The 19,969-nt window shown below is 71.6% G+C and carries 17 protein-coding genes; 10 read left to right on the forward strand and 7 right to left on the reverse strand.

The genetic code is table 11. The features are described 5' to 3' along the window. Positions 1–4: 4 nt before the first annotated feature. The 4 genes from MQP27_RS12015 (at position 5) to MQP27_RS12030 (ending at position 3,533) form a co-directional block, all read left to right on the forward strand. A complete protein-coding gene (locus MQP27_RS12015; RefSeq protein ID WP_242764778.1) occupies positions 5–265 on the forward strand; it encodes a UBP-type zinc finger domain-containing protein in 261 nt (86 codons plus the stop codon). Further along, the gene (locus tag MQP27_RS12020; protein ID WP_242764780.1) at positions 265–1,950 is read left to right on the forward strand and encodes an FAD-dependent oxidoreductase; all 1,686 of its coding nucleotides are present in this window, start codon (positions 265–267) and stop codon (positions 1,948–1,950) included. The genes MQP27_RS12015 and MQP27_RS12020 overlap by 1 nt, the downstream gene beginning before the upstream one ends. 95 nt (positions 1,951–2,045) lie before the next feature. Beyond that, positions 2,046–2,438 carry a DUF2267 domain-containing protein gene (locus MQP27_RS12025; RefSeq protein ID WP_242764782.1) on the forward strand — a complete coding sequence of 131 codons (393 nt, stop codon included), beginning with the start codon at positions 2,046–2,048 and terminating at the stop codon, positions 2,436–2,438. Positions 2,439–2,549: 111 nt separating this feature from the next. After that, on the forward strand, positions 2,550–3,533 hold the full coding sequence (locus MQP27_RS12030; RefSeq protein ID WP_242764784.1) for an AraC family transcriptional regulator: 984 nt from the start codon (positions 2,550–2,552) through the stop codon (positions 3,531–3,533). 143 nt (positions 3,534–3,676) lie between these two features. On the opposite strand, the gene MQP27_RS12035 is transcribed toward MQP27_RS12030, so the two are convergent. After that, entirely contained in the window at positions 3,677–4,954 is a 1,278-nt protein-coding gene (locus MQP27_RS12035) for an MFS transporter (RefSeq protein WP_242764786.1), read from the reverse strand. A gap of 313 nt (positions 4,955–5,267) precedes the next feature. Between MQP27_RS12035 and MQP27_RS12040 the strand changes: the two genes are divergently transcribed. The 4 genes from MQP27_RS12040 to MQP27_RS12055 all read left to right on the forward strand — a co-directional run bounded on the left by MQP27_RS12040 (position 5,268) and on the right by MQP27_RS12055 (position 10,078). Then, positions 5,268–6,614, forward strand: coding sequence for a flavin-containing monooxygenase (locus MQP27_RS12040; RefSeq protein WP_242764788.1), 1,347 nt, complete (start codon positions 5,268–5,270; stop codon positions 6,612–6,614). Further along, positions 6,611–7,489 (forward strand): SDR family NAD(P)-dependent oxidoreductase, encoded by an 879-nt coding sequence (locus MQP27_RS12045; protein ID WP_242764790.1) that lies wholly within the window; start codon positions 6,611–6,613, stop codon positions 7,487–7,489. Before MQP27_RS12040 ends, MQP27_RS12045 begins: the two co-directional genes overlap by 4 nt. Continuing rightward, positions 7,486–8,919: an aldehyde dehydrogenase family protein gene (locus MQP27_RS12050; protein WP_242764792.1), complete on the forward strand. Its 1,434-nt coding sequence runs from the start codon at positions 7,486–7,488 to the stop codon at positions 8,917–8,919. Before MQP27_RS12045 ends, MQP27_RS12050 begins: the two co-directional genes overlap by 4 nt. A 61-nt stretch (positions 8,920–8,980) precedes the next feature. Further along, positions 8,981–10,078, forward strand: a complete 1,098-nt coding sequence (locus MQP27_RS12055; RefSeq protein ID WP_242764794.1) for an AraC family transcriptional regulator — start codon at positions 8,981–8,983, stop codon at positions 10,076–10,078. 26 nt (positions 10,079–10,104) lie between these two features. Here MQP27_RS12055 and MQP27_RS12060 read toward each other — a convergent pair whose 3' ends face one another. Together MQP27_RS12060 and MQP27_RS12065 are read right to left on the reverse strand one after the other, a co-directional pair. Continuing rightward, positions 10,105–11,436, reverse strand: coding sequence for a class I SAM-dependent RNA methyltransferase (locus tag MQP27_RS12060; protein ID WP_242764796.1), 1,332 nt, complete (start codon positions 11,434–11,436; stop codon positions 10,105–10,107). Positions 11,437–11,527: 91 nt separating this feature from the next. Further along, complete coding sequence (locus MQP27_RS12065) at positions 11,528–13,633, reverse strand: APC family permease (RefSeq protein WP_242764798.1); 2,106 nt, start codon at positions 13,631–13,633, stop codon at positions 11,528–11,530. A 391-nt stretch (positions 13,634–14,024) separates the two neighbouring features. Here MQP27_RS12065 and MQP27_RS12070 point away from each other — a divergent pair, with 391 nt between their 5' ends. Both MQP27_RS12070 and MQP27_RS12075 read left to right on the forward strand, forming a co-directional pair. Next, positions 14,025–14,696 (forward strand): potassium channel family protein, encoded by a 672-nt coding sequence (locus tag MQP27_RS12070; protein ID WP_242764800.1) that lies wholly within the window; start codon positions 14,025–14,027, stop codon positions 14,694–14,696. Next, on the forward strand, positions 14,696–15,373 hold the full coding sequence (locus tag MQP27_RS12075; protein ID WP_242764802.1) for a potassium channel family protein: 678 nt from the start codon (positions 14,696–14,698) through the stop codon (positions 15,371–15,373). The genes MQP27_RS12070 and MQP27_RS12075 overlap by 1 nt, the downstream gene beginning before the upstream one ends. Before the next feature lie 67 nt (positions 15,374–15,440). Here MQP27_RS12075 and MQP27_RS12080 read toward each other — a convergent pair whose 3' ends face one another. Genes MQP27_RS12080 through MQP27_RS12095 form a run of 4 tightly spaced genes read right to left on the reverse strand, consistent with a single transcriptional unit; the run spans position 15,441 to position 19,894 of the window. After that, positions 15,441–16,208: a DUF3159 domain-containing protein gene (locus MQP27_RS12080; RefSeq protein WP_242764804.1), complete on the reverse strand. Its 768-nt coding sequence runs from the start codon at positions 16,206–16,208 to the stop codon at positions 15,441–15,443. Between the two features lie 3 nt (positions 16,209–16,211). Next, positions 16,212–16,610: an OB-fold nucleic acid binding domain-containing protein gene (locus MQP27_RS12085; RefSeq protein WP_242764806.1), complete on the reverse strand. Its 399-nt coding sequence runs from the start codon at positions 16,608–16,610 to the stop codon at positions 16,212–16,214. 45 nt (positions 16,611–16,655) lie between these two features. Further along, positions 16,656–17,342: a response regulator gene (locus MQP27_RS12090; protein ID WP_242764808.1), complete on the reverse strand. Its 687-nt coding sequence runs from the start codon at positions 17,340–17,342 to the stop codon at positions 16,656–16,658. Then, positions 17,339–19,894 (reverse strand): DUF4118 domain-containing protein, encoded by a 2,556-nt coding sequence (locus MQP27_RS12095; RefSeq protein WP_242764810.1) that lies wholly within the window; start codon positions 19,892–19,894, stop codon positions 17,339–17,341. Before MQP27_RS12095 ends, MQP27_RS12090 begins: the two co-directional genes overlap by 4 nt. Between the last annotated feature and the right edge of the window lie 75 nt (positions 19,895–19,969).

Here is a 19,969-nt window from a genome sequence, read left to right on the forward strand (position 1 = left end):
CCCGATGACCGTACGTACCGACCCCCACCTCGCCCTGGTACGCCCCGTCGGGCCGCGCGCCCTCGGCTGCGAGGAATGCCTGCGGCTCGGCTCCCCGTGGGTCCACCTCAGGCTCTGCCTGACCTGCGGACACGTCGGCTGCTGCGACTCCTCACCGCATCGGCACGCGCGCCGTCACGCCGCCGCCGAGGGCCACCCGATCGTGGCGTCGATGGAGCCCGGCGAGGACTGGCGGTGGTGCTTCGTGCACGAGGCGTTCGTGTGATGCCCGGGAACGAGGACCCGGAGGCCGTCCCGTTCGAGACCCCGGACATCTACGGCGCCTACCCCCGGCTGTCGGACGACCAGATCGCCCACCTGGCAGAACACGGCGACCGGCGTCGTACGCACCCGGGCGACGTGCTGATCCGCGAGGGCGAGCGGTGCGAGACGTTCTTCGTCGTCCTCGCCGGTTCCGTCGCGGTCGTCGAGGACCACGGCACACCCGACGAACACGTCCTCCGTGTCCACGGCCCCGGCCGCTTCCTCGGCGAACTCGGCCTGCTGCACGGGCAGGTGGCCTTCTACACCGCCGTCGCCAGGGAACCGGGAGAAGTCCTCGCCCTCTCCGTGGACCAGCTGCGCCGCCTGGTCACCCGGGACCCCGCCCTGGGCGATCTCGTGCTGCGCGCCTGCCTGGGCCGCCGTGCCCTGCTCGTCGGGCAGGGAGCCGGATTCCGCATCATCGGTTCGCGCTACTCCCCCGACACCCGGCGGCTGCGCGAGTTCGCCGCCCGGAACCGGCTGCCCCATCGCTGGGTCGACCTGGAGACGGACGAGGAGGCCGAGGCGCTGCTGCGTCGCTTCGGCGTCCGGCCGGAGGAAACCCCCCTCGTCATCTGGCGCGACACCACCCTGCTGCGCAATCCCGGCAACGCCGAACTCGCCCGGCTGATCGGCCTGCCCCAGCTGCCGCCGTCGAACGGCCGCGGCGATCTCCTCGTCGTCGGCTCCGGGCCGGCCGGCCTCGCCGCCGCGGTGCACGCCGCCTCCGAGGGCCTGGGCACCACCGTCGTGGAAGCGATCGCCACCGGCGGCCAGGCGGGGACGTCGTCCCGCATCGACAACTGCTTCGGCTTCCCCTCCGGCATCTCCGGCGCCGAACTCACCGAACGCGGAGTGCTCCAGGCGACCAAGTTCGGCGCCGGGATCAGCGTCCCCGCGGAGGCCACGCGCCTCGAACCGCGCGACGGCCACTACGCCGTGAGCTTCGCCGACGGCAGCGAGATCACCGCCCGCACCGTCGTCCTGGCCACCGGCGCCCGTTACCGCCGCCTCGGCATTTCCGGCATCGAACACCTGGAGGGGACGAGCATCCACTACTCGGCGACCGTGTACGAGGCCCAGCAGTGCCGCACCGACCCCGTCGCCGTCGTCGGCGGTGGCAACTCCGCGGGCCAGGCCGCGCTCTTCCTCGCCGGGTACGCGCCCAAGGTCTACCTCCTGGTGCGCGGGGCGGACCTCGGCACCCACATGTCCCGCTACCTGATCGACCAGGTCGAACGGCACCCGCGGGTGGAAACGCTGCTGCACACCGAAGTCACCGAGGTCACCGGCGCACAGGTCCTGGAGACGGTCGACGTGACGGACAACCGTACGGGGCACCACCGCCGCCTCGACGTCCGGGCCCTGTTCGTCTTCACCGGCGCCGCCCCCAACACGGACTGGCTGTCCGGCACCCTCGCGCTCGACGACCGCGGCTTCGTACTCACCGGAGCCGAGGCCCAGGCCTGCTCGGTCCCCGGGCTGTGGGAGAGCCAGGACCGCGACTGCCTGACCCTGGAGACCACCCTGCCCGGCGTCTTCGCGGCCGGCGACGTCCGCAGCGGCTCGGTGAAACGGGTGGCGTCGGCGGTGGGCGAAGGCGCGATGGCCCTCCACTTCGTACACCGGCACCTGGGGCACGCATGACGAACCTCGGAACATCGAGATCAACGAACGCAGCGAGAGCAGCGGCTGAGGCTCCGCGTATCCCGCCCGGGCAACGGAGGGAAGCGAAGGCAACCATGAAATACGACGAGTTCCTCGCCCGGGTACGGGAGCGCGGGGAGTACTCCCATCAGGACGAAGCAGCCAAGGTCACCGAGGAGGTCCTGAGTGTGCTGGCGGGCCGGATCAGCCCCGGCGAGGTCGACGACCTCGCCTCGCAGCTGCCCGGCCCGCTGGGGCAGGTCCTGGCCGGCGCCAAACGACAGCAGGCCGAGAGCTACGGGATCGAGGAGTTCTACCGACGGGTCGCGGAGCGCACCGGCGCCCGGCCGCGCACCGCCCCGTGGGACGCCGCCGCCGTGCTGACCACCCTCGCCGACGCCGTCTCCGGCGGCGAGCTCAACCAGGTCATCAGCCAGCTCCCTTCCAGCTACGCCGTCCCGTTCGGCAAGGCCGACCTTGCCGACTGAGCCATAGCACCCCCGCGACAGCCTGTGCCATGCCGTCGTCGTTCACGCAAGCAGTGGTGGACCATGAGGTGAGCCGTCCTCAAACGGCCCAGAGGCGCAGGAGGTTGCGGTATGCAGCAGTCACCCCGCCGGAGTCAGGATCCGCTGATCTTCCGGACGACGGACGTGGACGAGGCCCGGGAAGTCATCGGAGAACGCTTCTACGCCAACTTCATCGACGTACTCGGCGGCAACACCAAGTTCACCGCCCGGTACGACATCGCCGCGCTCGGCCCGCTCACACTCGGACGAATCGGCTTCGGCACGGAAGTGCGCATACGGTTCGGGGAACTGGGCTCCTACCACGTGGACATCCCCCTGGGCGGCCGCATGGCCTGGCGCCAGGGAATGCACACCAGGGCGGTGGCGACGACCGCCAGCGCCGCCGTCTTCCAGCCGTACGGCGACACGACCCTGGACCGCGTGAGCACCGACTGCCCCCTGCTGGCCGTGAAGATCAACCCCAAGGCCCTCAACCGTCAGCTCGAGTGCCTTCTCGGCCGACCGCTGCGCACCCCCGTCGTCCTCGCGCCCGAACTCGACATCACGCACGGCGCCGGCCTGAGCTGGGTACGAATGGTCCGCGCGGCGTTCGACGAGATACAGGCCGGCGGGCTGCCCACCCTGCCGATGGTCGCCCGCCCGCTCCAGGAAGCCCTGCTGAACGGGCTCCTCCTCGCCACCGACCACCGCTACCGCGACGAGCTCGACCGATCCGGCCCCGCGCTGCGCCCCGGCCCCGTCAAGCGGGCCGTCGAGGCCATGCACAGCATGCCGCAACACCCCTTCACCGTGGGAGAGTTGGCCACGCTCGCCGGGGTGAGCACACGGCGACTCCAAGAAGCCTTCCAGCAGTACGTCGGCATGGCCCCGCTCGCCTACCTCACCGACATCCGCCTCACCCGCGCCCACGACGAGCTGCGCCGCGGCGGATCGGGCGAAGTGAACGTGAGCGCGGTCGCCCATCGTTGGGGCTTCGGCCACCTGGGCCGCTTCGCGGCCCGCTACCGGGCGCGCTTCGGCGAGTTGCCCTCGCAGACACTGCGCTCCGGGTGAGTGCGGCTGACGCCGTCGTTCCGCGCTGAGTGGACAGCGACCGCGCACGGTGGATCGTGCGTGACGACCACCGCGTCCTGGAGTTCCGGGTGGACCGCGAACCCCAGCAGCCAAGACGGGCGACAGCTCGTCGATCAGCGCCCTCACGGACGGCAGGGGCCCCCGGTACGAGCACTGGGGATGGGCGAACCGGTCCCGGCCGGCATGGTGTCCACACCCGCGGACGCCCGGGCGCCGTCGGTGCGGAAGAAGCGTGCGGTGGTCACCAGGGCCAGGGCAAGTGCGGCGGGTATCGCGTAGGCGATGCGGAAGTGGCCCGTCGCTCCCAGGCCCCCGCTCGCGCCGGCTCCGACGAGGACGCCGACGTAGTTGAAGACGTTGAGCCGGGCCAGCACGGTCTCCGGGGCGCCGGGTCGCAGCCGCCCGGCGGCGGCGACGCACAGCGGGGTGAGGGCGGCGACTCCGAGGCCGGCACACCCTGCCGCGACGACGGCGTACGGCCAGCTCCGGGCCGCTGCCAGGGCGCCCAGGGCGGCGGCCGCGAGCAGGGCGGCGGCACGCACCACCGCCACCGGCCCGACCCGGCGGACCAGGTGGTCGGCGCCCGCCCTGCCGGTCACCGTGCCCGCCTGGTAGGCCGCGTACGCGAGCGGCGCGGCCGCCAGGGACGCGGCGAGGGTCTGGTGAAGGTAGACGGTCGACCACGCGGAGACGGTGGAGTCGACGACGTAGGCGACGAGAAGGACGACACCGAAGGGGACGAGCCGCGCCCAGACCCGTCGGCCCAGGATCTCCTGGGCCGGTGCCGGCCCCTCGCCGTGCGGCGCGACAAGGCCTTGTGTCCGGACGGTCAGGGCCAGGACGGCCACGACCGCGGCGTGCGCGGTGAGGACGTACTGGACCGGCCAGCCCAGCCGGGAGACGCCCGCCGTCAGCAGCGCCGCCGCCACGCCCGCGGCGCTCCAGGCGGCGTAGAAGGAGGAGAGGATGCTGCGTCCGTAGTGGCGTTCGACGGTGGCCGCGCGGGTGTTGACGGACACGTCGATGGCGCCGAGCGCCAGCCCGAACAGGACGTAGGCGGCCGAGGCGGCGACCCTGCCGGGTGCCCAGGCCACGGCGAGCAGGGCCGCGGCCGCGGTCAGCACCGCCGCACGCATGACGGTGACGGGACCCGAGCGGCGTACGGCGGCCAGCCCCGCGAAGCTGCCGGTGCCCGCGGCCAGCGTCAGGGCGATCGTGAGCGCGGTCATCGCCAGGGACGACAGCCCCAGACGGCTCTCCACGGCGGGCACGGTGGTGGACACGGCGGCCACGGCCGCGCCCTGGGCGGCGAACACGGTGGCCGTGCCCCGGCGGGCTCCCGCGAGCGGGCCGCCCCGCACGGGCAGAGGGGGAGCCGTCGCTCCGACGGATGCGGTCATGGGGGCCTCTTCCTGTCACGGACCGTGGGCGGCCGGGGCGCGCGAATTGGAGCAACCGTAGGAATCCGGACGCACGCGGCGGAGGACGCCGACGGCCACACGGGGGACCCTGGCGGCCAGCGGCGCACGGCCCCGGCGCTGCCCCGGGAGACCGGCTCACCAGCGCTGCGGTCACCGGCCCGGGCCGCGCCGGGCCGGTCAGTTGCCTGGCCGCTGGAGCCCCCTTTGTGGCCGCACGGGCCAGTCCGCGGGCGCTTGCCCGCTGCCTAAGTTCCTCCCACGCCGAAACGTGGCGACGAGAGGAGGTGGACTCGTGAAGGAGTCCGAATTCGACACCTGTGTCATCGGTGCGGGTCCCGCGGGGCTGGCAGTGGCACGGGCACTCGGTGAGCGGCGGCTTCCGTACACGCACATCGAGCGGCACACGGGTCCGGGTGGTCTGTGGGACATCGACAACCCGGGCAGCCCGATGTACGAGTCGGCGCATTTCATCTCCAGCAGGACCCTCTCGGGGTTCGGCGGGTGGCCGATGCCCGACCACTTCGCCGACTACCCCTCGCGACGGCAGGTCCTGTCGTACCTGACGTCCTTCGCCGACGCGTACGGGCTGACGGAGCGGATCGAGTTCGGGACCGCCGTCCGTGACGTGGCGAAGAACCCGGACGGCACCTGGACGGTCACCCGTGCCGACGGACGGACCAGCCGGCACGGGCAGGTCGTGGTCTGCACCGGCTCGCAGTGGCACCCCAACATCCCCGAGATCCCGGGTGACTTCAGCGGCGAGATCCGGCACACGGTCGGCTACCGCAGCAGCGACGAACTGCGCGGCAAGCGGGTCCTGGTGGTGGGCGCGGGCAACTCCGGCTGCGACATCGCCTGCGACGCGGCCCGCGCCGCCGACCACGCGGAGATCAGCATGCGCCGCGGCTACTGGTTCATCCCGAAGCACCTGTTCGGCAGGCCCGTGGACACCCTCGAAGGCGTCGGCCCGCGGATGCCGAAGTGGCTGGAGCAGAGGCTGTTCGGCGCGCTCCTGCGGATCGTCAACGGCGATCCGCGCCGCCTCGGCCTGCAGAAGCCGGACCACAAGCTCTTCGAGACCCATCCCACGGTCAACTCGATGCTCCTGCACCACCTGCAGCACGGCGACATCACCGCCCGGCCCGGCATCGTGCGCGCCGAGGGCCGTACCGTCCACTTCACCGACGGCAGCAGCAACGACTTCGACCTGATCCTGCTGGCGACCGGCTACGTCCACAAAGTGCCCGTCGCCCAGCGCTACTTCGGGGACGAACAGCACCCCGACCTGTACCTGTCGTCCTTCTCCCGCGAGCACGAGGGACTGTTCGGCGTCGGCTTCATCGAGACCAACTCCGGCGCCTACCAACTCTTCGACGCCCAGGCCCAGTTGATCGCCGGCTTCGTCCAGGACACGCGCCGGGACCCGCCGAACGCGGAGCGGTTCGCCCGCATGATCCGGGACGACCGCCCCGACCTGACCGGCGGCCTGAGGTTCGTGGACTCCCCGCGCCACACGGGATACGTCGACAGCGCCGCGTACACCAAGTACCTCACCAAGGTCGCCGCCGCCATGGGCTGGCCCACCGAGGGACGGCCGCCGGCGGTACCGGCCGTGCGCAGCAGGGAGACGGTGGCATGAGCGGGTACGACTGCACCGGCAAGGTGATGCTGGTGACCGGCGGCGCGGGCGGCATCGGCAGCGCGCTGTGCCGGCGGTTCGCGATCGGCGGCGCCGTGTGCGTCGTCGTCGACATCGACGGTGAGCGCGCGAAGCGGGTCGCGGACACCCTCCCCGGCACCGGCCACCTGGGCCTCGGCTGCGACCTGCTGGACCGGGCAGGGGTGGCGGACCTCTTCGAACAAGTGGCCTCCGCCTTCGGCCGCCTGGACGTGCTGGTCAACAACGTCGGCATGACCAGCACCGAGCGGTTCGACGTACGCGCGGTGGAGACCATCGAGCGGGAGATCGACCTGAACATGATCTCCCCGCTGGTGGCCACCCGGCTCGCCATTCCCCTGCTGAGGGCCGCGGCCGACCCCCGCGTCATCACCACCGTGTCGCTCGCCGGCGTCTTCCCGCAGGGGGAGACCCCCATCTACGCGGCGTCGAAGTTCGGGCTGCGCGGCGCGATGCTGTCCATCGCCCTCGACCTGGAGGGCAAGGGCATCCGCGTCGGCTCGGTCCTGCCCTCGGCGACCGACACCGCGATGCTGCGCGAGGAGGCCGTCAGCGGCGGCAACTCCCTGCAGTTCCAGGACCCGCCGCAGCAGCCGTCCGACGTCGTCGCGGCGGTGGTGAGCCTGCTGGATCGGCCGCGCCTGGAGGCGTATCCACGCGTCGGCGAATCGCTCCTGGTCCGCTTCTCCATGCTCGTGCCGAACCTCCTCCCCCGGCTCCTCCCGCTCTTCCGCAGACGCGGCGAGCGCGGCCTGGCCCGGTACCTGGAGGACCTGCGCCGCAGAGGACTGGCCCGGCAGGTCGACGGCCGCTGGGAACTCGTGAAGGAGGCATGACCGTGACCACCGGTACGAACACGGACGACCGCCTGCTCAGGGTCGTCAACCCGGCCACCGGGGAGACCCTCGACACCCTGCCCGCCGCCGGCGCGGCCGAGGTGGACGCCGCCGTGGACGAGGCCCAGCGCACCTTCGACGGCGGTGTCTGGTCGGCCCGGCCGCCCCGGGAGCGGGCGGCGGTGCTGCTGCGCCTCGCCGAGCTGATGGAACGCGACGCCGAGATCCTGGCCCGCCTGGACTGCGAGGACGCCGGCAAGCCGATCACGGAGTGCCGTACCGGCGACGTGCCCGGCGCGATCGAGTCGATCCGCTGGTTCGCGGAGGCGGCCGACAAGGTCTTCGGCCGCATCGCGCCCACCGGCCACGACCACCTGGGCCTGATGAGCCGGGAACCCGTCGGAGTGGTCGCCGCCGTCCTCCCCTGGAACTACCCGTTCGCCATGGCCGCCTGGAAGATCGGCCCCGCCCTGGCCGCGGGCAACAGCCTGCTGCTCAAGCCCGCCGAGGCGACCCCGCGCTCGGCCCTGCACGTGGCACGGCTGGCGACGGAGGCCGGGCTGCCGGACGGCACGCTCACCGTCCTGCCCGGTTACGGCACGGAGGCCGGCCGGGCACTCGCCCGCCACCCCGGTATCGGCGCGCTCTCGTTCACGGGCTCGACGGCGACCGGACGGCGGATCCTGGCCGATGCCGCGGAGACCAACTTCAAGCGGGTCTCCCTGGAGATGGGCGGCAAGAGCCCCCAGGTCCTGATGCCGGACGCGCTCGGCTTCGGCGTCGAGCTCATCGACGACATGATCGACGCCGCCTTCCTGACGATGGGCCAGAACTGCACGGCCGGCTCCCGGATCCTGGTCCACGAGGACATCGCCGCCGAGGTCGTCGCACGGTTCACGGCCGCCGCCGGGGCCCTGGTCATCGGTGACCCCGCCAAGCCGGAGACCCGTACGGGACCGCTGATCAGCCGGGCGGCGCGGGACCGGGTCGCCCGTGCCGTGGACGAGGCGGTGGCCGCCGGAGCCGTGGCGCACACCGCCGGCCTGCCGGCGGACCTGCACCCGTACGGGGCCTACTACCCGCCCACGGTCGTCGTCGGCGCCCCCGAGGGCAGCGGCGTCCTCACCGAGGAACTGTTCGGCCCCGTGGTCACCGTCCAGACCTTCGCCTCCGAGCAGGAGGCGATCCGGACGGCGAACGCCACCCCTTACGGCCTCGCCGCCTCCCTGTGGACCCACGACCTCGACACCGCCTTCCGGCTCGCCCGCGGCATCCAGGCCGGAGTGGTCTCCGTCAACGCCTACAGCGAGGGCGACATCACCGCCCCCTTCGGAGGCTGGAAGCAGTCCGGGTTCGGCGGCGCGGAGCGGTCCACCGACGCCTTCGCCCAGTGGACCAGGGAGAAGACGGTGTGGATCCGCACCCGCTAGCAGGGCCGGACCCGGACGCACCTGCCTAAAGTGGTCGCGAGTACGGCCCTGGAGAGACCCCATGCCCGAGCCACCCCGTCCGGAGAACGGCACCACCCGCAGCACCTCGGCGACGATCTCCCCGAACATCCTGCGCTACCTCACCCGAATCACCGGAGAGTACGGCGTCGACCTGCGACCCGAGCTGACACAAGTGGGCCTCACCGAGACCCTGATGGGATCGGCGGCCCTGCGCGTCTCCTACCGCCAGGGCAGCACCGTCATCCGGCGCGCCGTCGAACTCACCGGGGACGAGAATCTGGGCCTGCGGGTAGGAGCCGCACAGCACCTCACCGCCTGGGGCCTCCTCGGCTTCGCCATGCTCGCCAGTGACACCCTCCAGGCCGCCATCGAGGCGGGGGTGCGCTTCCAGAACGTGTCCGGGGCCATGACCGTCTGGTCGGCCGGCCGGGAGGACTCCGCCTACGTGGTCCGGGCCGACCTCCCGGATCCGATGATCGACCCGAACGTCGCCGTCTTCCTCGTCGAGGAGGCGTTCTCCAGCGTCGTCACCCTGGCCCGTCTCGCCGCGGGCGCCGACCTCGCACCGCAGGAGGTCCACTTCGCCTTCCCCGCCCCGCGTGACGTCCAGCCGTTCCGCGACCTCTTCCGCTGCCCCCTGCACTTCGGCGCCTCCGGCAACCGGCTGGTGGTTCCCCAGACATGGATCAGCCGCCCCATGCCGGGCCGCGACCCGGTCACCTGCGCCTCGACCCTGGAACTGCTCGAAGCACAGATGGCCTCGCGCCGCCGCCAGCAGGACCTCCTGGAGGTACTGGAGATCTCCGTCGCGCAGAGCCTCCCGGTCGTCCCCTCCTTCTCCGAACAGGCCCGCAGACACGCGTCGAGCGAACGCACCCTGCGCCGCCGCCTGGCCGACTGCGGCACCTCCTACGAGGCGATCGTGGAGGGCGTCCGCCGCGAACGCGTCGAACAACTCCTGCACCGCCCCCGCCTCACCCTCCGCGAGGTGGCCCGCCAGGCCGGCTTCTCCGACGAACGCGCCCTGCGCCGCGCGGTCCGCCGCTGGCACGGCATGGCACCCCTGCAACTGCGCGAGGGCATCCTCTCCGCAGACGGCGGGACCGGCACCCCCGGCACCTCACCGGAGATGACGTAAGCCTGCCCTTTCGGCCGCAGGTCAGCTCACAGCCCCTTCGAGACGGGCTCCAGAATCGCCACGCACTCCACATGATGCGTCATCGGAAACAGATCGAACGCCCGAAGCGTCCGCACCCGGTACCCGCCATCCCGGAAGTACCCCAGATCCCGCGCCAACGCGGCCGGATCGCACGCCACGTAAGCGATCCGGCGTGCTCCCAGCGACGACAGATGCTCCACCGTCTTCCGCCCCGCCCCCGCCCGCGGCGGATCCAGGACGATCAGGTCGACCTCGGTGATGCCCGTGCGCGGCAGGACCGTCTCCACCTTGCCCTGCTCGATGCGGACGCGGTCGAAGTCGGCCAGGTTGTGCCGGGCGTCCTCGACCGCCCGCTTGCCGGACTCGATGCCGAGGACCGCGCCCTTGTCGCCGAGCCGGTCGGCGAGGGCGCCGGCGAACAGGCCCACACCGCAGTACAGGTCGAGCGCCATCTCGCCCTTGCGCGGCAGCAGGCCCTGCATCACGGCCTTGACCAGGGTGTCCGCCGCCATCGGATGGACCTGCCAGAAGCCGCCGCTGCCCACGCGGTGCGTACGGCCGTCGGCCCGCTCGCGGACGAACGCGCGGCCGTGGACGCGGTGGATGCCGCCGTCCTTCTCCTCGACCCGCATCACGGAGACCGGCTTGTCCAGTTCGACCAGCGGGAGCCGGGCGCCCGGCCGCGGCTCCAGGATCACCATGCGGTCCTGGGACCCGGTCGCGGCGATCGCCTCCACCGACGCCATCCCGGACCAGTCCCGCTGCTCGATGCCCAGCTCGCTCACGCCCGGCGCGGCGATCATGCAGTGCTCGATCGGCTCGACCTCGTGCGAACGGTGCCGGCGCAATCCGGCCCGCCCGGACTCGGCGTCCACCGCGTACTGCACGCGCGTCCGCCACTGCGGCACCTCGCCCGCCGGCAGCTTGTCGCCCTCGGCCGGCATCACCGTGCCGTCCCAGCCGGCCTCCTCGGGCGTCAGCCCGGCCAGCCGCCGCAGTTGCTCGGCGATCACCTCACCCTTGAGCCGCCGCTGCGCCCCCGGCTTGGCGTGCTGCCAGTCGCAGCCGCCGCAGCGGCCCGGACCGGCGTAGGGGCAGGGCGCCTCGATGCGGTCCTTGGACGCCGACAGGACCCGCACCGCGTCCGCGCGCAGGAAACGGGCCCCTTCCTCGCCCTCCGTCACCCGGGCCACGACCCGCTCACCGGGCAGCGCGTGCCGGACGAAGAGCACCTGGCCCCCGGCGATACGGGCGATGCAGTGGCCGCCGTGCGCGACGGACTCGACCTCGACCTCGTACTCCTCCCCCACCAGCGATTTCTTCGGTTCTGCCTGCATGGTGGGGTGACTCCAGAGTCGAGAGAGAACAACGGCCGGACAACAGCCCACCAGTCTACGTGGGTGTCGTCCGGCCGCCGACCAGCGCGCGTCAGCCCTTGCCGCTGCCCGAAGAACCGGACGAACCCGCCGGGGAACCAGACGAACCCGCCGTGCCCGAAGGCTCCTTGGGCCGCCCCTGCACCGCCGGACCGCGCCGCACCGAACCCGGCGCGTTCCACTCCTGCCGCTTGCGGGCCCGGTTCCTCGCGGCCTCGGAGGACTCCAGCTGGTAGGGCACGGACGTCACCATGACACCGGGCGTGAACAGCAGCCGGCCCTTCAGCCGCAGGGCGCTCTGGTTGTGCAGCAGATGCTCGTACCAGTGGCCGACCACGTACTCGGGGATGATCACGGACACCGCGTCCCGCGGCGACTCCTTCCGCAGCCCCTTCACGTACTCGATGATCGGCCGCGTGATCTCGCGGTAGGGCGAGTCGAGGACCTTCAGCGGTACGTCGATCCCGCGCCGCTCCCACTCCTCGCGCAGCGCCTTGGTCTCCGCCGGGTCGACGTTGACGGTGAGCGCCTCCAGCGAGTCCGAGCGCATCAGCTTGGCGTACGCGAGCGCGCGGAGCGTGGGGCGGTGGATCTTGGAGATCAGCACGACCGAGTGCACCCGGGAGGGCCGTACGCTGTCGTCGCTCGGGCCCTCGGGGGCCGCGATCTCGGAGGCCACACGGTCGTAGTGCTTACGGATGGCCGTCATCGTCGCGTAGAAGATGCACATGCCGAGCAGGGCCACCCAGGCGCCGTGCGTGAACTTGGTGACCAGGACGACGACCAGGACCAGGCCGGTGAAGAAGGCGCCGAAGGTGTTGATCGCGCGCGAGCGCACCATGTGGCGGCGCTTGGCGGGGTCCTTCTCGGTGGCCAGGTGGCGGTTCCAGTGCCGGACCATGCCGGTCTGGCTGAGCGTGAAGGACACGAACACGCCGACGATGTACAGCTGGATCAGCCGGGTGGAGTCGGCGCCGTAGATCACGGTCAGCAGGGTGGCCGCGCCGGCCAGGAGCACGATGCCGTTGGAGAACGCCAGGCGGTCGCCGCGGGTGTGCAGCTGGCGGGGCAGGTAGCGGTCCTGGGCGAGGATCGAGCCGAGCACCGGGAAGCCGTTGTACGCGGTGTTCGCGGCCAGGAACAGCACCAGCGCGGTGGCCGCCGCGAGGACCACGAAGAAGAAGCTGCCCTTGCCGAAGACGGCCTCGGCGACCTGGGTGATCACCGGGTTCTGCACGTAGTCGGCGCCGACGCCGATGCCGTTCTTGAGCAGGTCGGTGGCCGGGTTCTCGGCCATGCGGACCTTGGTCGTCAGGGCGAGCACGATGATGCCGCAGAACATCGTGACGGCGAGCAGGCCCATCGCGGCGAGGGTGGTCGCCGCGTTCTTCGACTTGGGCTTGCGGAAAGCCGGGACGCCGTTCGAGATCGCCTCGACACCGGTCAGCGCCGCACAGCCGGAGGAGAAGGCGCGCAGCATCAGGAAGACGAGCGCGAAGCCCGCGAGGCCCTGGTGCTCGGCCTTGATCGTGTACTGGGCCGTCGGCGCGCGCATGGTGTCGTCGAGCACCAGCCCGCGGAAGGCACCCCACGCGATCATGATGAAGACGCCGCCGACGAAGACGTACGTCGGAATCGCGAAGAGCTTGCCGGACTCCTTGACGCCGCGCAGGTTCATCAGCGTCAGCAGCACGATCACCGCGACCGCGCAGAGCACCTTGTGCTCGACCACGAACGGCACCGCCGAGCCGAGGTTCTCGATGCCGGAGGCGATCGAGACGGCGACGGTGAGGACGTAGTCGACCAGCAGGGCGCTGGCGACGGTGAGGCCGGCCTTGGCGCCGAGGTTGGTCGTCGCCACCTCGTAGTCGCCGCCACCGCTGGGGTAGGCATGCACGTTCTGCCGGTACGAGGCGACCACGGTGAACATCAGCACGACCACCGCGAGGGCGATCCAGGGGCTGTAGTGGTACGCCGACACGCCCGCGATGGACAGGACCAGCAGCACCTCTCCCGGGGCGTAGGCCACGGAGGACAGCGGGTCGGAGGCGAAGACGGGGAGGGCGATGCGCTTCGGCAGGAGCGTTTCGCCCAGCCGGTCACTGCGCAGTGCGCGCCCGATCAAGATCCGTTTGGGCACGTCGGTCAGTTTGGACACAACAGAGCATCGTAGGCGTTCGAACGGGTGCCCAACCACCCGCCACCCTCGATCTGCTCTCCGAGTGAAATCAGAGGTCCCCCCGGCTGCGGATTCCGCAGCTCGGCGCACCCGCATGTCTATATGACAAACACCGCCCGAATTCCCGGCCGTCGCCGCCCCCTGGAGGCCCCATGCACGCCACCGCCGAACTGATCGGCGCCGCCGCGACCCTCGTCGGCCTCGGAATCCTGACACTTGTGAGCATCCGCAGCATCAGCCGTCGCTGAGAACTCCCTGTGCACGGCAACCGTGCACAGGGGTGCCGACGTCCTACCGCGCGTGTGTAGCTTGGGCGTCGGTCTGAGACCCTGATCTGAGCAGTAGTTTTCGGTCATTCGGAAGGACGGTCGTGCACATCGTCATCATGGGCTGCGGAAGAGTGGGTTCCGCTCTGGCCCAGACACTGGAGCAACAGGGGCACACGGTCGCGGTGATCGACCAGGACCCCACCGCCTTCCGTCGGCTCGGCCCCGGGTTCGGTGGCCGTCGCGTGACCGGCGTCGGCTTCGACCAGGACACCCTGCGCGAGGCCGGCATCGAGGAGGCCGGCGCCTTCGCCGCCGTCTCCAGCGGTGACAACTCCAACATCATCTCGGCCCGGGTGGCCCGCGAGATGTTCGGCGTGGAGAACGTCGCGGCCCGCATCTACGACCCGCGCCGTGCCGAGGTGTACCAGCGCCTGGGCATCCCCACCGTCGCGACGGTCCGCTGGACGGCCGACCAGATGCTGCGCAGGCTGCTCCCCTCGGGCGCCGAGCCCCTGTGGCGCGACCCCACCGGCGGCGTCCAGCTCGCGGAGGTGCACACCTCCCCGGCCTGGGTCGGCCACAAGATCAGCAAGCTGCAGGAGGAGACGGGCGTCCGCGTGGCGTTCCTCACGCGGCTCGGCGAGGCGATCCTGCCCAGCTCGCAGACGGTGCTGCAGGAGGGCGACCTGGTGCACGTGATGATGCGCACCGACGAGGTCGACAAGGTCGAGGCGTCCTTCGCCAAGGGTCCCGAAGAGGAGGGCGGTCACTGATGAGGGTCGCCATTGCCGGTGCCGGCGCGGTCGGCCGCTCGATCGCGGGCGAGCTGCTGGAGAACGGCCACGAGGTCCTGCTCGTCGACAAGGCGCCGACCGCCATCTCGGTCGAGCGCGTCCCCCAGGCGGAGTGGCTGCTCGCCGACGCCTGCGAGATCACGAGCCTCGACGAGGCGGCGCTCCAGCGCTGCAACGTCGTCATCGCGGCGACCGGAGACGACAAGGTCAACCTGGTCGTCTCCCTCCTCGCGAAGACGGAGTACGGCGTCCCGCGCGTCGTCGCCCGGGTCAACAACCCGAAGAACGAGTGGCTCTTCAACGAGTCCTGGGGCGTCGACGTGGCCGTCTCCACCCCCCGCCTGATGTCGGCGCTGGTCGAGGAAGCGGTCTCGGTCGGCGACCTGGTCCGCCTGCTCCGCTTCAGCCACGGCGACGCGAACCTCGTCGAGCTGACCCTCCCGGAGGAGTCGGCCCTGGCCGGCACCCAGGTCGGCGACGTGGAGTGGCCCGAGGACACGTCCCTGGTCACCATCATCCGCGGCACCCGGGTCCTGACCCCGACCCGCGACGACTCCCTGGAGCCGGGCGACGAGCTCCTGTTCGTGGCCGCCCAGGCCAGGGAGGAACAGCTGGAGGACCTGCTGTCGGTGCGCCGCGAGGACGCGGCGGGTTAGGCGTTCCGGTCACGACGACGAGGGGCGCCCCGCGAGTGCGGGGCGCCCCTCGTCGTCGTACCGCTGACTAGGCCTCTCGACGGTGCCGGCCGCCGGCCGCCTCACTCTGCTCGGCGCGCTCGGCCGCCAGCTCCGCCTTGCGCTGCTTCTCGGCCTGTTCCTCCGCCTCCATCTCCGCGAAGACGTCGATCGGCGCGGGCGCCTTCGCGAGGAAGACCCAGGTCAGCCAGACCGCCAGCAGGAAGGGCGGGATCTTCAGGGCGATCAGGACCCAGCCGAGCTGCGCGGTGTTCGCCCACCAGTACAGGGGGAAGAGGATCGCGCACTTGGCGAGGAGGATGAGGCCCCAGGCCCAGCTCGCCTTGGCGTACGCCTTCTTGCGGCCGGGGTTGCGGGTGCGCCAGGAGAGGTTCTCCTTGAAGACCGGGCCGAGGATCAGGCCGATCAGGGGCACGCCCGCGAGGGTCGTGACGATGTACGCCACCGCCAGGCCCAGCGTGTAGAGCATGCCGGGGAGGTAGAAGTCCTTGGCGTTGCCCGTCATCATCGCGAAGACGACACCGAAGGCGACGCCGAAGACACCGCTGAAGGCGTGCTTGACGGTGTCCCGCATGGCCAGCCGGACCACCACGAGCAGCAGGGACACGGCGAGGGCGGCGATCGCCGACCAGTGCAGGTCCTTGTTGATCGTGAAGATCGTGACGAAGAGCAGGCCGGGCAGCACCGTCTCGACCATGCCCCGCACGCCGCCGAACGCCTCGAACAGGGCGGCCTCGGTCACCGCCCGGGCATCGTCGGCAGACGTGTCCTCTGTCGGCTTGTCGAGCGACGTCACCGGCTACTCCCGTCCGAGGGGTCTCAGTTCGTATTTCGGGTTGAACAGCACCCGGCGGCCCCGGCTCATCGAGATCCGGCCCGATGCGATCAGTCTGCGCCCCGGTTCTATCCCCACGATGGAGCGCCGGCCGAGCCACACCACGTCCAGCGCGGCGGAGCCGTCGAACAGCTCGGCCTCCAGGGCCGGGACGCCCGCCCGCGGCCGCAGGGTGACCGTGCGCAAGGTACCAGTAACCGTGACGACCTGTCGGTCGTGGCAGTCGCCGATACGCACGCAGCCCGTGGTCTCGGCGTCCTCCCGCAGCTCCTCCGACTCCAGGTCCTCCTGCGACGAGGAGAGCCGGTCGAGCATGCGCCTGAACCGGCCCACCGACTTTTCGGAACGAGGAACAGCACTCATATCTGAAGCGTACCGGGGTGCACTGACACCTTCGTACCCGCGGGCCTACCGCTCGAACCGGTACCCCATACCCGGCTCCGTGATGAAGTGCTTCGGGTGCGACGGGTCCGCCTCCAGCTTCCTTCTCAGCTGGGCCATGTACACCCGCAGGTAGTTGGTCTCCGTCCCGTAGGACGGCCCCCACACCTCCTGGAGCAGCTGCCTCTGGCTCACCAGCCGGCCCGTGTTGCGGACTAGCACCTCCAGCAGATGCCACTCCGTGGGCGTCAGCCGTACGTCCCGGCCGCCCCGGTTGACCTTCTTCGCGGCCAGGTCGACGGTGAACTCCCCGGTGTCCACGACCGTCACCTCGCCGTCCCCGGCCCCGACCGGCTCGGCACGCCGGACCGCGGCCCGCAGCCGGGCCAGCAGCTCGTCCATGCCGAAGGGCTTGGTGACGTAGTCGTCGGCGCCCGCGTCCAGCGCCTCGACCTTCTCGTCGGAGGTGTGCCGGGCGGACAGTACGAGGATCGGCACCCGGGTCCAGCCGCGCAGGCCCCGGATCACCTCGACGCCGTCCATGTCGGGCAGGCCGAGGTCGAGGACGACCACGTCGGGGTGGCGGGCGGCGGCGAGCTGGAGCGCGGTGGTGCCGTCGTGGGCCGCGTCGACCTCGTACTTGCGCGCCTTGAGGTTGATCACGAGGGCGCGCACGATCTGCGGCTCGTCGTCGATGACCAGCACGCGGGTCATGTGACCTGCCTTTCGGGTTCCGCCGGTTCGGCGCCGTCGTCGTGGAGTTCCGCGCGCCATCCTTCCGCGCGCAGGGTGAGCACCATGGTGAGGCCTCCGCCGGGCGTGTCCTCGGCGTTGAGCGTGCCGCCCATGGCCTCGGCGAAGCCCCGGGCGACCGCGAGGCCGAGACCCACGCCGGCGCCGCGCGGGGCGTCGCCGTAGCGCTGGAAGGGGGCGAAGATGCGCTCCTTGGCCTCGTCGGGGACGCCGGGGCCGCGGTCGACGACCCGCACCTCGACGCGGTCGGCGATGGCGCTGGCGGCCACCAGGACGGGTTTCCCGGCCGGGCTGTACTTGACGGCGTTCTCGACCAGGTTGGCCACCGACCGCTCCAGCAGCCCGGGGTCGACGGCGACCATGGGCAGCGTCTCGGGGATCTCCAGCTCGACGCTGTCCTCGAGCACCCCGACCAGCGCCATCGGCACCACCTCGTCGAGGTCGGCCTCGCGGATCAGCGGGGTGACCGTCCCGGTCTGCAGCCGGGACATGTCGAGGAGGTTGCCCACCAGGTGGTCGAGCCGGTCGGCGCCCTCCTCTATGCCCTCCAGAAGCTCGGCCTGGTCCTCCTCGGACCACGCCACGTCGTCCGACCGCAGGGACGAAACGGCCGCCTTGATCCCGGCGAGCGGAGTACGCAGATCATGCGATACGGCGGCCAGCAGCGCCGTGCGGATCCGGTTGCCCTCGGCGAGCGCCCGCGCCTGGTCGGCCTCCTCCTGGAGGCGCCGGCGGTCCAGTACGACGGCGGCCTGGGCGGCGAACGCGGCCAGCACCCGGCGGTCCTCCGCGGGCAGCACCCGGCCGGTCAGCGCAAGGGCCATGTGGTCGCCGACCGGGACGTCCACGTCGGCGTCCTCGGGCCGCTCGACCGCCGTACCGGGCCCGGCGCGGCCCGCGCAGGTCCACGGGTCGTGGTCGCTCGCCCGCTCCAGCAGGGCCGCCGACTCCATGCCGAAGGTCTCGCGGACCCGTTCCAGCAGTTCCTGAAGGCCGGTCTCGCCGCGCAGCACGTTCCCGGCGAGGAAGGACAGGATCTCCGACTCGGCGCGCAGCCGGGCCGCCTGGTGGGTGCGGCGGGCGGCGAGGTCGACGACCGATGCCACCGAGACGCCGACGCCGACGAAGATCACGATGGCGACGATGTTCTTGGGGTCGGCGATGGTCCAGCGGTGCAGGGGCGGTGTGTAGAAGTAGTTCAGCAGCAGGGAGCCCACCGCGGCCGAGGCGAGCGCGGGCAGCAGTCCGCCGAGCAGCGCCGCCGCGACCGTCACCGCCAGGAACAGCAGCATGTCGTTGGCGAGGCCGAGGTCGACGGTGCTGAGCAGCACCGCCATGAGGGCCGGTCCGCCGACGCCGACCAGCCAGCCCCAGATGATCCGGGACCGGCCGAGCCGCGCGCCCCGGGCCACCGGCAGCCCGCGCCCCTTGCCGGCCTCGGCGTGGGTGATCAGGTGGACGTCGAGGTCGGGCCCCGAGTCCCGGGCCACGCTCGCTCCGACGCCCGGTCCGAACACGTACTGCCAGCTCTTGCGCCGGGAGACGCCGAGCACGATCTGGGTGGCGTTGACGCCGCGCGCGAAGGCGAGCAGCGCGGCCGGTATGTCGTCGCCGACGACGTGGTGGAAGGTGCCGCCGAGGTCCTCGACGAGCGTGCGCTGGACGGCGAGTTCCTTCGGGGAGGCCGAGGTCAGCCCGTCGCTGCTGGCTATGTAGACGGCGAGCACCTCGCCGCCGGCGCCCTTCTCGGCGAGCCGCGCGGCCCGGCGGATCAGGGTGCGTCCCTCGGGGCCGCCGGTGAGCCCGACCACGATCCGCTCCCGCGAGCCCCAGATCCTGGAGACCCGGTGCTCGCTGCGGTACTGCTGGAGGTACTCGTCGACCCGGTCGGCCACCCACAGCAGCGCCAGCTCGCGCAGGGCGGTGAGGTTGCCGGGGCGGAAGTAGTTGGAGAGGGCCGCGTCGACCTTGTCGGGCTGGTAGATGTTCCCGTGCGCCATACGGCGTCGGAGCGCCTCCGGCGACATGTCGACAAGCTCGATCTGGTCGGCCCGCCGCACCACCTCGTCCGGCACGGTCTCGCGCTGCCGCACACCGGTGATCGACTCCACGACGTCGCCCAGCGATTCGAGGTGCTGGATGTTGACGGTCGAGACGACGTCGATGCCGGCCGCGAGCAGCTCCTCCACGTCCTGCCAGCGCTTGGTGTTCCGGGAGCCGGGGATGTTGGTGTGGGCGAGCTCGTCCACCAGGGCGACGGCGGGGGCACGGCGCAGCACGGCGTCCACGTCCATCTCGGCGAAGACGGCCCCGCGGTACTCCAGCTCCCTGCGCGGGACCTCTTCGAGGCCGTGCAGCATCACCTCGGTGCGCGGCCGGCCGTGGTGCTCCACGAAGGCGACCACGCAGTCGGTGCCCCGCTCCACACGCCGGTGCGCCTCGGAGAGCATGGCGTACGTCTTGCCGACGCCCGGTGCCGCACCGAGGTAGATCCGAAGCTTGCCGCGTCCCATGACCCCTATTTTCTTCCGGTTCACCGCTGCGCACGCAGCGTCGACCTTACGGCCAATGATCCGGACAAAGGGGGC

The sequence above is a fragment of the Streptomyces cylindrosporus genome, assembly GCF_022698165.1.
Classification (GTDB): Bacteria; Actinomycetota; Actinomycetes; order Streptomycetales; family Streptomycetaceae; genus Streptomyces; species Streptomyces cylindrosporus.

Bases quoted from the DNA above. Each gene is read 5' to 3' on its own strand.
- MQP27_RS12020 (WP_242764780.1), top strand. From the start codon at position 265: ATGCCCGGGAACGAGGACCCGGAGGCCGTCCCGTTCGAGACCCCGGAC.
- MQP27_RS12090 (WP_242764808.1), bottom strand. From the start codon at position 17,342: ATGACCCGCGTGCTGGTCATCGACGACGAGCCGCAGATCGTGCGCGCC.
- MQP27_RS12085 (WP_242764806.1), bottom strand. From the start codon at position 16,610: ATGAGTGCTGTTCCTCGTTCCGAAAAGTCGGTGGGCCGGTTCAGGCGC.
- MQP27_RS12055 (WP_242764794.1), top strand. From the start codon at position 8,981: ATGCCCGAGCCACCCCGTCCGGAGAACGGCACCACCCGCAGCACCTCG.
- MQP27_RS12030 (WP_242764784.1), top strand. From the start codon at position 2,550: ATGCAGCAGTCACCCCGCCGGAGTCAGGATCCGCTGATCTTCCGGACG.
- MQP27_RS12095 (WP_242764810.1), bottom strand. From the start codon at position 19,894: ATGGGACGCGGCAAGCTTCGGATCTACCTCGGTGCGGCACCGGGCGTC.
- MQP27_RS12060 (WP_242764796.1), bottom strand. From the start codon at position 11,436: ATGCAGGCAGAACCGAAGAAATCGCTGGTGGGGGAGGAGTACGAGGTC.
- MQP27_RS12015 (WP_242764778.1), top strand. From the start codon at position 5: ATGACCGTACGTACCGACCCCCACCTCGCCCTGGTACGCCCCGTCGGG.
- MQP27_RS12045 (WP_242764790.1), top strand. From the start codon at position 6,611: ATGAGCGGGTACGACTGCACCGGCAAGGTGATGCTGGTGACCGGCGGC.
- MQP27_RS12050 (WP_242764792.1), top strand. From the start codon at position 7,486: ATGACCGTGACCACCGGTACGAACACGGACGACCGCCTGCTCAGGGTC.
- MQP27_RS12025 (WP_242764782.1), top strand. From the start codon at position 2,046: ATGAAATACGACGAGTTCCTCGCCCGGGTACGGGAGCGCGGGGAGTAC.
- MQP27_RS12075 (WP_242764802.1), top strand. From the start codon at position 14,696: ATGAGGGTCGCCATTGCCGGTGCCGGCGCGGTCGGCCGCTCGATCGCG.
- MQP27_RS12035 (WP_242764786.1), bottom strand. From the start codon at position 4,954: ATGACCGCATCCGTCGGAGCGACGGCTCCCCCTCTGCCCGTGCGGGGC.